Raw genomic sequence first — 14,473 nt, 5'->3', positions numbered from 1 at the left:
TCAAATGGAGAAAAACCCTAATAACAGAAAAGCCGGAAAAGGAAAAAGAGGGATATTGATTATTATTGGGATTCTCTTTCTTGTAGCCCTTATTTTTCCGTTTGGACTGAATCTTTATCTCAAAAATAAATTGCCGCAACTGGTCAATGAAAAAACACCGTACCAAATCAGTCTTAAAGATTTCAACCTTAATCTTTTTAAAGGTGATATTTCGGCAAATTCAATGCGCATTGTAACTAAGCCAACGAAAGATCCTTCGGTTACTCAAATTAATGGAACCGTTAAAAGTCTGCATATAGAAAATTTTGGGATCTGGAATGCTATTTTCAATACATCTTATCATATCAAAAATATACAGCTCATTGATCCTGATATAAAAGTTATGCTGGGCAATCCAAAAGAGAAAAAAGATTCTCCCAAAAAGAAAGTGAATTTTGGAGTTGAAAATATTCTGATAACTAACGGAAACATCTCGGTTAAAGGAAAAGACAAAAAAGATCTCATTACCGGAAAAAATGTAAACATTAACCTTACGGAAATTAAACTGAGCCAAAATGCCTCAAAACTTCCTATTCAGTTTAAAGATTTTAAAATTAATGCTCAGGATATACTTATCACGGTTAACGATTTCTATCAGATTTATGCAACTTCTATTAATGCAAAAAATAAACAGCTCAATATTTCAGAATTCCATCTAAAACCGATTGAAAGTCCTTCACTTTATAATGCTAAAAACGTTTTTGACTTGAAGATCAGTCAGCTTTCCGCAGACAACTTTAGTGTTAACCAGGATTCTCTCATCATTGAGAATGCAAAGTTCGTAAAACCTCAATTGATCGTTACTTCAACTAACAAAAAAGAGGTACAAGAAAATCCTAAAGAAGTTAACCTGAAGATCGGGATCAAGAATCTTGATTTTGGGCAGGGGTCCGTTCTCGTTCAACAACGGGATAAAACAAAAGTGGCTTCTGTAGATAATTTTCATTTGAATTTAAAGAATATTGTTTTTGATAAAAAAAAAGTGAAAGAAAAAATACCTTTTGCATTTTCCACTCACAATATCGAATTTGAAAACATCTATTTCAAGTCTGATCCGCTGCAGGCCATTACCATTAAAAAAATCACTTCGAACGATTCTAATATTCTGATTAATAATGTAGAATATAAAGCCATTGGGAAAAGCACCGCAAAAGACCTTTTAAATATCAAAACCGAGAAAGTTGAAATCCTAAATAATACCTCGAAATTTGTAGGCCAGCAATTGCAGCTTCAACTTGACAAAATCAATGTTTACCGCCCAAGTATAGAAATTATTACGGCAACCCATAAAGTAAAAGCTCAGAAAAAAAATACTGGTGCAACCCCGGATATACTGGCCCATCTTAGTGCATTCCATATTATTGACGGAACATTTGTTCAGAAAAAAGAAGGGCATGAGCAATTAAAGGTTGAAAATTTTAATGCACAGCTCAATTCGGTGATTACCAACAAAGACATTCTTAAAGAATCAATTCCTTTTCACGTTAAAAATCAATTAATTACCGCTAAAAAGATAGATGTAGATGCCGGAAAATACTACCGCCTGAAAGTTGATTATATCAAAAATACAGGCCCGCTGACCGCTATTACTAATTTTGCTTTTCTTCCGAAATATTCGAGAGCTCAGTTTAACCGCATGATCGCAGTTGAAGAGGACCTTTACACGATAAAGGCTAAATCTATTATGATTACTGATAAAAACTCAACATTGGGGTCAAAAACAAGTATTGATCTGGATCACGTCATTTTTGACGGTATCGATTGTAATATTTACCATGATCTTGCCCCACCGGATGATATTGGTGTACGGTATATGTTCAGTAAAAAGCTTCGTGATGTGAAATTTCCACTGTATATCAAGCAGGTAGACATTAAAAATTCCAAACTATCGTATGAAGAAGTGGCCGAAAAAGCAAATATTCCCGGTAAAATTACCTTTGGAGATTTTAACGCAGCAATTAAAAATGTCAACAGTGCAAAAATGAAAGGGAAACCGACATTGATAACAGTGGATTCAAATTTTAATTTTTTTGGAGATGCTCCTACCGATGTGCATTGGCAGTTTGATGTCGCTAATAAAAATGATGATTATGCAATCAACGGAACGATTAAAAATCTTTCAGTAGACAACGCCAACCTTTTTGTAAGGCCTTATCTTAATGTCAGCCTCGATGGACAAATTCATTATTTGAAATTTGATTACAAGGGTAACAGTAACAAAATTGGCGGGAATTTTTATTTTAATTACACGGATATGCGGGTTAACTTTTTAAATAAAAATACAGGGAAAGAGAAAAAGGTTCTGAGTGCTATTGCCAATATTTTTGTTAAAAATGATTCCAAAGGTGAGCCCAGCCATGTAGAAGTTGATGTAAAACGCGATTCCAACAAAAGTTTCTTCAATACTCTGTGGCAGGGAATTATGGAAGGATTGAAAAAGTACCTGATTTAATCTTGATTACTATATAAAAACTAAGGTGAGCTATCCGCTCACCTTAGTTTTTATGTAAAGCCACCTCTAAAAAGCAAGCCTCTGATTATTTTTTTGAAATAAAACCGATCGCCTCCTGAATATTTTTGTCTGCAAGCAAATTAGTAAAATTATCCTGCTTTGAAACCGCAATATCAGGAATAATCTGCTCAAAATAATTTCCATTTCTATCCGTATCAAAGGCAACACTTACAATTAAAGTAGAGCCAAAAGGTAATACTACATCCACATTGGCAGTAGTCATTCCAAATGTCTTTTCACCTATAAAAATGGTATTATCTCTTCCTTTAAAAGCTAATGCGGTGACTTCTCCGGAGCTGCCAGTTAGCGGGCCTGTAATAACTGCTACTTTCGTTTTATCAAGTAATTCGCCTACAGGATGTATAAAAGAAGTTTTTTTATCATTACTCAGATAGTTTCCCTTCTCCAATCTGACTTTACTTTTCTGTTTTTTATTGGGACCAACAGTTCCCCAGATATCATTATCTCCCAGGAAATCATATAAAGCAAGCAGCATAGGTGCAGAATTTCCACCTGTATTAAAACGTAAATCAATAACCCAGCCTTCCAGCTTATTTTTGGCTTTAACCTCCGCTATCTGATCATACATAGACTGAGCTGTTTTACGAGTATTTTCAGCACTAAAATCGAAAGATTTAATCCCTGGCATGAGAATATATCCTAATTTTCCGTCCAGTATTTTCACCTCAAAACCGGGTTTTGCAGCATATTTTTCTTTCCATTGTTCGCTTAGATTATCTGTGGATGCTTTCAGGGTTACTCCATACACCTTTTTCTCATAAATGATTTTACAATGTGTTGCACCAATTGCACCAAACAATGTTTCAGTCTCTTTTAATGAGCTTTTAAAATCATTATATTTTTTTATATTCTGAAGCGTTTCATTTCCTACGGCTTTCCAGTCTACTTTCTTTGTATGGAGATAGTCAGATTGCAGCATACCCAGTAATTTATCGTAGAATACTTTTATACTATCCTGTGATGTTGTTATTTTCTGTGCATTGATATGAAATGATACACTGCAGATTCCAAGCAGTACAAATAATTTCCTCATATTGAATATTCATAATTATGTTTCTAATATAATTAAAAACATAGAGAAAACTGCATAAAGAAATTCCACGGTATATTGACCGTGGAATTTTATCATTTTGAAATAGTTAGCCTATCTTATGCAATCTGTTTTACCCTCTTGCTTTCTCATCGGTAAACAACTGAAAACCTTCTTTTCTGTCAATAAGCTGCAGTGGATATAACTTAGGGTTATATTCTCCGTTTAATACTTCATTCAATGCATGTTTTTTGGATTCACCAAATGCCACAACCAGTATATTTTCAGCCTTATTGATTATAGGTGCCGTCAAAGTAATCCTGAACATTTCCTGAGGTTTCAGATAATAAGCATCCACCCATTTTTCATGTTCGTCTAAGACCTTTTCACTTGGGAACAGTGAAGCCGTATGACCGTCATCGCCCATTCCTAGAAGGATAAAATCAAAAACACCTTCGTTTCCCAGAATATTTTTAATCTCCTGCTCATATTCTTTAGCATATTCTTCAGGAGAAATTCCCTCTTTATACATTGGGAAAATGTACTCTTTATTCACAGGAACTTTATCGAAAAGTGCTTCAAATGTCATTTTAGCATTACTTTTCTCGTCATCTAACGCCACCCATCTTTCATCAACCCAAAAAAAGTAAATCTTATTCCATTCAATTTTTTCGGCATATTCCTGGGTAGCCAGCAAATTAAAAATCGCCTTAGGAGAAGAACCTCCGCTTAATGCTACCACAAAACGGTTATGTTTCAGGATAGATTTTTTGGAAAGATCAACGAAGGTATCCGCTGCTTTTTTATATAATGTATCTAAATTATCAAATACGGTAATACTCATTTTTTCTTTTATTTAAATTGATACCATGTTACACCCAGGTATGGCCTTGTCTTTCAACCAAAGCAATACTTTCTTTCGGTCCCCAGCTTCCTGCTTCGTAATTGGGAAAAGATGAATTTTTATCACCTTCCCAGGCTTCCTGTATGGTTTTCACCACGTCCCATGCTTCTTCTACCTGATCGGAACGCATAAATAACGTAAGATCGCCTATAAGCGCATCCAATAATAAGGTTTCGTATGCTTCAGGTGTATCTTCCTGACAGGCAAAATTATCAAAGATCATCTCCACCGGTTTCAGAACCAATGAAAGACCCGGCTTTTTGGCCATAAACTGCAGCCTGATATCCATCAGCGGCTGAATATTAATGATAAGTCTGTTAGCCGATAAAAGCTGTGAGCTTTCTGAAAATGTGGAATGTGGAAGCGGTTTAAACTGAATGGTAATGTAGGAATGCTTTTCTTTCATTTTCTTTCCGGTACGAACGTAGAAAGGAACATCCTGCCACCTTTCATTATCCAGATAGAATTTTACTGCGGCAAAAGTTTCTGTATTGGAATCTGAAGCAATCCCATCTTCCTGACGATAGCCTTTAGCCTCTACTCCATTGATATTTCCTTTTCCATATTGACCTCTTACTGCATAATGATCAACCTGATCTGCTGAAATTCTGCGAATTGATTTAAGAACATCTACTTTACGGTCTCTGATCTCACCTGATTCCAACGAAGCGGGTGGTTCCATCGCAATCATACAAAGGATCTGAAGTAAGTGATTCTGAATCATATCCTTCAGCGCTCCTGTTTTTTCATAGAATGCTCCCCTTGTCTCAACGCCAACTTCTTCAGCTACAGTAACCTGCACTGATTCGATGTGTTTGCGGTCCCATAACGGCTCAAAAATAGAGTTTCCAAATCTGAATGCCAATATGTTCTGTACCGTTTCTTTTCCAAGGTAATGATCAATGCGGTAGATCTGTTCTTCTTCGAAGGTTTCAGCGAGTAAACTGTTCAGTTCTATAGCAGACTGTTTATCATGACCAAAGGGTTTTTCGATAATAATCCGGTCTTTTTTAGCGTCAGAAGCTAATGCTGTATTTTTAATATGGTTGGAAATAATGGAAACGAAATCAGGTCCGATGGACAAATAAAATAATCTGTTCCCTCTTGTTCCGTAAACGGTATCAAAATCCTCCAGTTTCTGATGTAGATTTTTGTAAGAATTTTCTTCATCCAGCTGATGCTGAAAATAGGTAATATGGGCTTGAAAACCTGCCCAATCTTCTGAAGTTATCTTTTTTCTTGAGAAATTTTCAAGATTTTCTTTTATGTAATTTTTAAAATACTCGTTGGTATTATCTGCTCTTCCCAGTGCCAGGATATTAAATCCTTTGGGCATCCTGCCATCGATATATAAATTATAAAACGCCGGAAAAAGTTTTCTTTTTGCCAAATCTCCTGTAGCACCAAAAATTATGATTGTCGTTGGCTTCAAGACTTTATTTTCATTCATTTTTCCGAATTTTATTGATTTTCACTTTTCCAAGAAGTATGGAAAATACCTTCTCTGTCGATTCTCTGATATGTATGGGCTCCAAAATAATCACGCTGAGCCTGAATAAGATTCACAGGCAGTGATTCTGTGGTATAGGCATCGAAATACCCTAATGCAGTCTGAATTCCTAAACTTGAAATCCCGTTGGAAGCAGCAAAGGCAGCTGTTTTTCGTAATGATTTGATTTTTTCTTTCACGATTACAGAAATATCTGTATCCAGTAAAATATTAGACAGATTCTGATCTTTGCTATAGGCAGCATAGAATTTTTCCAGCAATACGGAACGGATGATACAACCTCCTCTCCAGATTTTCACAACATCCTTCAACGGAATCTGGAAATTATATTCTTCAGATGCTTTTACCAGCAGCGCCAATCCTTGTGCATAGCTGATTAATGTAGCAAGATACAAAGCATCTCCTACTTCCTTAATGAATGCATCTGTATTTTCCGGACTTGTAATTTCTTTCTCAGCATAGAGTTGGGAAGCCTGAACTCTTTCTTCTTTATACGCGGATAAAATTCTTGAAGTAACAGCAATATCAATGGTTGGAATCGAAACGCCAATTTCCATGGCTTGCTCGGAAGTCCATTTTCCGGTTCCTTTTGCCCCTGCTTTATCTAAAATCTGATCCACAAGATAACCGTCGGTTAAAGAATCTTTCTGTTGAAAAATATCTCTTGTGATTTCAATTAAAAATGAGTTCATTTCGCCGTTATTCCATTCTTTGAAAACTTCGTACAGCTGATCATTATTTAGGTTGCCTCCTCTTTTCAGCAAATCATATGCTTCGCTGATGAGCTGCATAATGGCATATTCAATTCCGTTGTGTACCATCTTCACATAGTTTCCTGCGGAATCTTTTCCCATATAAGCTGTACAGGCTTCATTATTTACTTTTGCAGAAATGGCTTCCAGCATAGGTTTAATAAGATGGAACGCTTCCAGATCGCCTCCCGGCATAATACTAGGCCCTCTTCTTGCCCCTTGTTCGCCTCCGGATACTCCCATACCCATGAAATGAAGATTTTTTGAGGCTAAATCAGCAATACGTCTGTTGGTGTCTTTGAAATAAGAATTTCCTGCATCAATCACAATATCGCCTTTGGTTAAAAGCGGTGTAATGCTTTCCAGCACGGCATCTACAGGTTTTCCTGCAGGAACCATAAGAATAATTTTTCTTGGAGTTTCCAATGCGGATACAAAGTCTTCCAGAGTTCCTGTACCTTTTACCTTCATTGCTGCAGTAGCGCCGTCCTGTAATTCTTTTATTTTATTTTCGTCAAGATCAAATCCTGCGATTGAAAAACCGTTATCGGCAATATTATAAAGAAGATTCCGCCCCATTACTCCGAGGCCAATCATCCCGTAATTATATCTTTCCATTTACTTAGTAATATAAATTCTGTTATACAGAGAATAAATTTACGGAAATGCCCAGGAGGAAAAAAATAAATGGCTGTAAAAAAAAACACACATTCACATATCGCTCATTTCCAATCTAATAGCAAGAGACTTTTTTTTGCGATATTTCTGACCGATATTTTTTAAAGGATAAGGTTTTGAAAGAAACCGGAAAAAATATTAAAATAAATGGAGTGGTTATTGAATAGAATATCAATTTTTTATATTGCTAATCTTAAAATTATTCAGATCATCAATCTTTATCATCATTATAAATTTCCTTATACTTATGCAGCCATTTGTAGAGGGTAGTTTTGGGTATTCTATATTCTTTTGTGATTTGTGATTTGGTCATTTCGCCTTTTAGAAATTTCCCTATTATAAATTCAATAATTTCTTTTGTATAAATATTTTTCCGGAACTGGGGTAAGAAAGAATTTTCCTTTTTCTCTGTCGCTACAACATAATTCCTTGAGGAGGATGGGGAGTATAGAATCAAGTGTTGGGAATAAAGTCTGAAAAAATCATATTCCAGGAGTTTAGACCAACGCAGTAAAACTTCCGTATCCAGATCAGCAGATGCATACATCTGCAAAACCTCTTCTTCGGAACAGTTTAAGAACTTACAGATACGCTCCATTTCTATTTCCTTTTCGGCAACCCCTTCTTGTATCGACAGCCCGATATTGATCTTTTTCAAATCCATATTTGTTTTTTAAATAATGTATACCTGATTATAAATAAGAAGAATAGCTAATAAAAGCAATGTGGTCAAAACTCCCAATTGAGGGGATCAGGAATTCCGACCAAAATATTGCTTCCATAATTTGTGTTTTCAGAAGTATTCTATCAACCATCTAAAAAACATAACCTAAAAAATATTAATGCAACATTATGGGTTTATTGGAGTACATAAAAGGATAGGGTGTAATGAATTCAGAATATGTACGGATAGTACCAAGTTTATCTCCTCTTTTGAGCCTTTCTTTTTTAATTCAAAAAAAAATTAATAACACATTACTGTTCAATAGATTAAATATTTTAATTCATATGATAAATTCCGAAAAAACAACACCATATTCAAGGATAAATACTTAAATTAACACTTACTTTGCACGCTCAAAAAAAACACTTGCAATGAAAAGAAATATCTTCTTCTTTCTGGCCCTTATATTCGGTTTTGCTCATGCACAATTGCATACTCCATTACAGATTGATACCGAAATAGAAAAAGCAAAACTATTGTCCGCATCCGAGCCTAATAAAGCTATAGAACTTTCTCAAAATATCTATAGTATTTCTAAAAGTGCAGGCTACAAGAAAGGAATGTTGGAAAGCGCCACTATATTGATGGCTAAATATTTTGAAGCAGGAAATTTTAAAAAAGTGATAGATCTGAGCAAAGACGCTGAACAATTAGCAGCTGAAGCAAGTGATAATACGTCATTATCTAACACCTACAGACTCAGAGCCGCTTCCTATACAGAACTGGGCTTTAATGATCAGAGTTTTAAAGAATTTAAAGAAGCTTTAACGATAGCAGAAAAAATACCTTCTAAAAATTCCAAAAATTATCAAAAAGCTTTAATATATACCGGCTTAGCGAGTTATTTCGCCCATATCAACGCTCCGATAGATTCCGTGATACACTACCAGAAAAAATGTTTAGAAGCTGCCATTTTACTGGAAGACAACAAGGAGTTTATGAATAAAAAATATTATACACTTGCCCTGTCTTATATCAATTTAGGTAAAACAAGCGTTGCCACACAGCATATAAAAGATGCTGAAACCTATTTTTCAAAAGCGCTGGAAATCTGTCAGAATAAAAAATATCTCATTAATAAAGATCTCGAAATAACTACCCTGAACGAATTTGCATGGCTGTATCATGATCAGAAAAAATATGAAAAAGCAATCTATTATGCAGAACAGGCTGAAAACCTGGAAAAAAGTGTAGGTCTGCCTTATATCCGCAGGGATATTTATGAGGTATACTTTAAATCCTTTGTGGAACTTGGAGATAAGGAGCAGTCCAAGAAATACATGAACCTCTATACTAAGCTGAATGACAGCCTTGTGAACGCAGAGAAGAAAACCATCAACACTCCTGTACAGAATATGATGGAAAAACAAGGGGAACAACATTCAAATACCATAAAAGAAATACTAATCACAGTATCAGCGATTATTATTGCTCTTTTACTGGGTGGATGGTTTTTCTGGAAAAGAAATCAAAATAAGCTTCATAAAAGATATGAAACTATTATTGATCATCTTAAGAATGAAGCAAAAACAGTTCAGCCTGAACCCGTTTTAGTAAAAACAGAGGATAAAATCAACGAAAACAACATGATGATCTCTCAGGATACCACAGCTTCCCTTTTACATAAACTTTCCAAATTTGAAAAATCCGAGAAGTTTTTGAAAAAAGATATGAATCTCACTGCTCTGTCTAACTCACTGAACACCAATCCCAGGTACCTTTCGGAAATCATCAAGCAGCACAAAGATAAAAACTTCAATAATTATCTTAACGGACTTCGTATACAATACATTATCAACAAGTTATACGACACCCCTATTTTCAGGGAATACAAGATCAGCTATCTGGCGGAAGCCTGCGGATTTTCTTCCAGAGAAGTATTTGCGGTGATCTTCAAAAAAGAAACCGGCGTTACCCCTTCTTACTTTATCAATCAACTCAAAAAAGACGATAAAAAACAAGAAACAGTATAAAATCAGACACGTTATATAATCTGCAGCAGATATGAATAATAAAATCTTCAATATTATTTAAACTTCTGTTGTACTGACTCCGAACTTCTGTTTAAAAGAATAATAAAAATGTGACAGGTTTTCAAATCCTAAATCCAGATAAATGTCAGCGGCTTTTCTGTTGGTATGTTTGATCAGATAATAGGCTTCTTCCAGCCTTTTTTCCCGAAGCCACTGTTTAGGTGTTATATCAAATATTTTCTTAAAATCACGTTTAAAACCCGAAAGGCTGCGCCCCGTAAGTGTCGCAAAAGTCTCCAGTGATACATTAAACATAAAATTCTTATTCATAAATTCCTGCAGGTCTATTTTATAAGGTTCAGAAAAATCAAACAGCAGGTTTTTGAAGTCAGGGTTGCTTTGCAGCAGAAGTTCTATCGCTTCTCTGATCTTCAGGTCTGCAAGTCTGGGAGTACCTTCTTTTGTTTTATCAATATAAGGTTGAAGAGAAGCAAAATAAGAAGTGAAAAACTCATCAGATTTAAAAAAAAGTTTTTCATGGTCAGAAAATGATGCATCCGTACTGATTTCGTTTTCCAACGCATATTTCTGTAATATTTCCCGGTCTAAAGTAATGGAAATAAATTGATACTTTTCCTTCTTAGAGGGATGCTTGATCGTTCTTATCAGCTGGTTTTTTCTAACGAATACAACGGTATTTTCTTTAATAACCGTAGTCCCTTGATCGTGGAATGTATGGGTTGCTCCAGATATCTGAAAACCTAAAAAGTGATCAGGAACAAATTCCTCATCACCTCTGTATTGTTCAAATGCACACGAGTACACCAGTTTATCAAATATTATTTCAAGGCTCTTTTCCATATTAGAGCTTAAATCTAAGAAAATATATCTGCACCGGCACCAGCAATTTCTTTATCCTGCGCCGGAGTTCCTCCGGAGGAAGCAATCGCTCCGATGATATCTCCATCTTTATTCCTGATTATTATCCCGCCAGTAATCGTTAAAAGTCCTCCGTTAGAGTTCAGCATTCCATATCCGTGGATCGCTGCACCAGCAATGATGGTTCCCATACTATCACTCTCTACCCCAAACATTATTGCTGTTCTTGCTTTTTTAATGGCAAAATCAATCACTCCGTATACGCTGTCCACCCGGGCAAACGCAACCAGATGTCCGCCTGTATCTACTACTGCCAGACTCACAGGAATTTGTAATGACTTCGCTTTTTCTATGGAAGCATGTAAAGATTTTGTTGCTTCATTGTAGGTAATATTCATCGTATTTTTTAATGTTAATGTTAGAAAAAATGCGCAAATAATAAAGAATATGTGCGCATTCTGAAATCTCATAACCTAGCTTTTTACAGTCCAGGCATCTATCTGCAATTGTTTTACAAAATCTTCTGTTTCTTTAGGATGCAGGTTTCTGAAATTGCTGTTGTCATCCAATGCTACATTCACAATAACGTCTGCCATAGATTGAGGATCCAGCTGGTGTGCCAGTGATTCAGCCGTACCATCAAACACTGAAGGCGGAGTAAAATTAGTTTCAGGATTGTACCAACGTGAAATCGTATCCACACCACGATCATTAAAGCCGGTACCAAATACACCAGGATTACACGTTGCAATCTTGATATTGAATTCCGCCAATTCTGTCTTTAACCCTTCGGCAATAGATTCCATCGCATGTTTTGATGCACAGTAAGCTGCAACATACGGCACGGTCCACAATCCACCCATTGAAGTCGTAAATACGATTTTTCCCGGTTTCTTCTGACCGATAAATTTTTTAATGAAACCCTGGGCTAAATCCAGTGCACCGAAAACATTCACATCAAACATAGAACGGATAAGATCAATCGGCTGTTCCGCAATAGGACCGCCCTCCATGATTCCCGCATTGCTGATTAAAATATCGATATCGTATTTCCCGTGAATATAGGCGATATCACGGGCATTGGTAACATCTAATTTATCTACGGTAAGTTCTATTCCCTGCTCTTTGGCTTCTCTTATCAGGTCGCTCATCTGAGGATATACCTGCGCAGTAGCAATTACTTTATGTCCTTTTTTTGCAAGATCAAATGCAGCGATTTTTCCAAATCCGCTTGCTGCACCTGTAATTAAAATTGTTTTACTCATTTTTTGTTTTTTATATATTAAGTATTGCTGCAAAGTTCAAATATCTGAGGAGACCTGATATTGGTAGAAAGTTCAATATTATATTGCTTACAAGCTCAAAGTTTTAATCTGTCTGCCTAAAAGCAGGTATTGTTTATACCTGGAAATTTCTTTTCCACTTTGCTACCGTATTTCTGCTGAGTTTAAAATGTCTGGCCAGCTGACTGTTATTGCATCGGTACTTTTTCTGATAGTCTAATATTTCAAGTATCGTATCCCGATCGTATGTCCTGTGTTTTTGATTAAAATTGAAGGTATTTTTATCTTCTTTTGTAAAAAGAATTTTATTACACTCAATGACATCTAATATTGAAAAGTTTTCTTTAGACAAAATAGCCTTATATTCTTCTTTTTTCTCAGGATATTTTTCATTAACCAGATCGGTATAAATTTTTTTATAATCCGGTACTGTTTTTCCATCGTGTTTTATATTCATTCTATTTAATAAAATCATTTATAATTATACATTAGAAATAGGTTTCCCTATTTTGGGCTTCATAGGTCATAGAGATTAAGCGTAATCAAAAAAATATCTGTAACGTTATAGATTTAATTGGTCTGTTCATAATACATTATGTAATAAATTCAGAATATTTCACAGTAAATAAAATCATCATTGATGTTAGTCTCTACTCAATGGATATGCCTTTTTATCTATAATCTAAAGGGACAGGCCATGAGTTGCCACTACGCTTTTCGAACTAATCCAAAAAGCACATGTACTTATACTTTTTTTTGCTTCAATTTTTTATTCTGAAGGTTTCTTATGTTAAAATCGAGAAAAAAACATGGCTGAAATATTGAAAACAGACAAAGATATTTTGAGTTCCACATATTAATCAATCATTTTTTCTCATTCTAAAATACTGATTAATACTATCATATATTAGTATTAAAATGTTAAATATCATCATTATGTGATATAATATTTCGCCATAATAAAATATAAGTATATATTAGATCAAAACTAAAACACCTAAAAACTTCACAAAATGAACACTGAAAATTTCAACACCCTTGAACTTCTCCGTAAACAGTTCAGGTACCCATTCCCCACATTGAAAAACCCACATGCCGAACAGCTCCAGGAGCTTACTGAAAAGTTTTGGATCGACGGGGAATATTTATGGCTCTATGAGCAGAATCCTGATCTTCGGAAGAAGTACAAAAAAACCAAAACAGCGCATATCGCCGCGCAATGGTTCCCTACTGCATCCCCGGAACGGTTTAAGCCTATCTGCAGACTGATGCTGTGGACCTTATACAACGATGATCTTTATGAAGAATGTGATCCTAATGATATTGGATACGTTCACGCCCAATCCATTGCCATACTCAACGGCGAGATCAGTGCTGAAGATTCGGGAATTCCTTTAGGATCCATGCTGTCCACCTTGAGACTGGAACTGTTAGAGTTTATCCCACAGGAATCCGTTTCCCGCTTTACACAAATGATCAGCCGGTACTTTACAGGTTTAGAAACCGAGTTAAAATACAAGAAAAACAAATCCTATCCCAGTATAAAGGAATGTATTGCGCTGCGTGAAAACTCTATCTGCCTCTACCCTTTCCTGCAGCTTACAGAACTGGAAACCGGGATTATCCTCCCACAGGAAATCCATGAACATCCTGTAATTATCCGCCTGCAAACGTTAGCCTGTCATCTGGTTACTTTTTTCAATGAAGTACAGTCGGTACTGAAAGATGAAGCTACCGACAGCATTTATTACAATATTGTAAAAGTTATCCAGCACGAACGCCAGATATCCCTGAAAGAAGCCTGTCTTGAAGACCTTAGACTTCATAATGAAGATCTGAAAGAATTCGTAGAGCTGCAGTCCTCTCTTCCCGATTTTGGAATATGGCAGGATGCAGTGGTCAATTGGGTACATTATATGAGTATGGTACTGAGCGGATGGAAGAATATATCTACAAAACTGGACCGCTATACCAAAGATGAATTTCCCGGAGCAGCGGAATTAAAAGATAAACTGAAACAAGTGCGTTAGGTTCTTCAACAAGAATAGTGCATTTTCAAACGTATACATAACAAAACCGCCGGAAGTTCCCATTGCAAGGATCATTTGAAGATGTTGGTTTAAACCATCCGGTCCTGTCTGGGAATTTCCGACAATACAATAACTAAA

General features: G+C 35.7%; 12 protein-coding genes. 3 read left to right on the top strand and 9 right to left on the bottom strand.

What is annotated here, in order from left to right:
• Nucleotides 1–4 precede the first annotated feature (4 nt).
• Complete coding sequence (locus SB679_RS18410; RefSeq protein ID WP_410703764.1) at nucleotides 5–2,491, top strand: hypothetical protein; 2,487 nt, start codon at nucleotides 5–7, stop codon at nucleotides 2,489–2,491.
• An 85-nt stretch (nucleotides 2,492–2,576) separates the two neighbouring features.
• On the opposite strand, the gene SB679_RS18405 is transcribed toward SB679_RS18410, so the two are convergent.
• The 5 genes from SB679_RS18405 to SB679_RS18385 form a co-directional block, all read right to left on the bottom strand.
• Entirely contained in the window at nucleotides 2,577–3,605 is a 1,029-nt protein-coding gene (locus tag SB679_RS18405; protein ID WP_410703763.1) for a S41 family peptidase, read from the bottom strand.
• Nucleotides 3,606–3,735: 130 nt separating this feature from the next.
• Nucleotides 3,736–4,446, bottom strand: coding sequence for a 6-phosphogluconolactonase (gene pgl / locus SB679_RS18400; RefSeq protein WP_410703762.1), 711 nt, complete (start codon nucleotides 4,444–4,446; stop codon nucleotides 3,736–3,738).
• 28 nt (nucleotides 4,447–4,474) lie between these two features.
• On the bottom strand, nucleotides 4,475–5,956 hold the full coding sequence (gene zwf / locus SB679_RS18395) for a glucose-6-phosphate dehydrogenase (protein ID WP_410703760.1): 1,482 nt from the start codon (nucleotides 5,954–5,956) through the stop codon (nucleotides 4,475–4,477).
• Nucleotides 5,957–5,967: 11 nt separating this feature from the next.
• On the bottom strand, nucleotides 5,968–7,386 hold the full coding sequence (gene gndA / locus SB679_RS18390; protein WP_410703759.1) for an NADP-dependent phosphogluconate dehydrogenase: 1,419 nt from the start codon (nucleotides 7,384–7,386) through the stop codon (nucleotides 5,968–5,970).
• A gap of 271 nt (nucleotides 7,387–7,657) precedes the next feature.
• Complete coding sequence (locus SB679_RS18385) at nucleotides 7,658–8,110, bottom strand: transposase (RefSeq protein WP_410703758.1); 453 nt, start codon at nucleotides 8,108–8,110, stop codon at nucleotides 7,658–7,660.
• Between the two features lie 431 nt (nucleotides 8,111–8,541).
• Here SB679_RS18385 and SB679_RS18380 point away from each other — a divergent pair, with 431 nt between their 5' ends.
• Nucleotides 8,542–10,143, top strand: coding sequence for a tetratricopeptide repeat protein (locus tag SB679_RS18380; RefSeq protein ID WP_410703757.1), 1,602 nt, complete (start codon nucleotides 8,542–8,544; stop codon nucleotides 10,141–10,143).
• Between the two features lie 57 nt (nucleotides 10,144–10,200).
• On the opposite strand, the gene SB679_RS18375 is transcribed toward SB679_RS18380, so the two are convergent.
• From SB679_RS18375 to SB679_RS18360, 4 genes are all read right to left on the bottom strand, one after another.
• Nucleotides 10,201–11,004, bottom strand: a complete 804-nt coding sequence (locus SB679_RS18375; RefSeq protein WP_410703756.1) for a helix-turn-helix domain-containing protein — start codon at nucleotides 11,002–11,004, stop codon at nucleotides 10,201–10,203.
• A 14-nt stretch (nucleotides 11,005–11,018) separates the two neighbouring features.
• The gene (locus SB679_RS18370) at nucleotides 11,019–11,420 is read right to left on the bottom strand and encodes a GlcG/HbpS family heme-binding protein (protein WP_410703754.1); all 402 of its coding nucleotides are present in this window, start codon (nucleotides 11,418–11,420) and stop codon (nucleotides 11,019–11,021) included.
• A 75-nt stretch (nucleotides 11,421–11,495) separates the two neighbouring features.
• The gene (locus SB679_RS18365) at nucleotides 11,496–12,287 is read right to left on the bottom strand and encodes an SDR family oxidoreductase (RefSeq protein WP_410703753.1); all 792 of its coding nucleotides are present in this window, start codon (nucleotides 12,285–12,287) and stop codon (nucleotides 11,496–11,498) included.
• 133 nt (nucleotides 12,288–12,420) lie between these two features.
• Nucleotides 12,421–12,762, bottom strand: a complete 342-nt coding sequence (locus SB679_RS18360) for a helix-turn-helix domain-containing protein (RefSeq protein WP_410703752.1) — start codon at nucleotides 12,760–12,762, stop codon at nucleotides 12,421–12,423.
• Nucleotides 12,763–13,318: 556 nt separating this feature from the next.
• Here SB679_RS18360 and SB679_RS18355 point away from each other — a divergent pair.
• On the top strand, nucleotides 13,319–14,335 hold the full coding sequence (locus tag SB679_RS18355; protein ID WP_410703751.1) for a terpene synthase family protein: 1,017 nt from the start codon (nucleotides 13,319–13,321) through the stop codon (nucleotides 14,333–14,335).
• Nucleotides 14,336–14,473 lie beyond the last annotated feature (138 nt).

The sequence above is a fragment of the Chryseobacterium sp. SIMBA_029 genome (assembly GCF_046535275.1).
Lineage (GTDB): Bacteria > Bacteroidota > Bacteroidia > Flavobacteriales > Weeksellaceae > Chryseobacterium.
The sequence above is the reverse complement of the archived record's forward strand: the minus strand, read 5'-3'. Positions and strand labels throughout refer to the sequence as shown.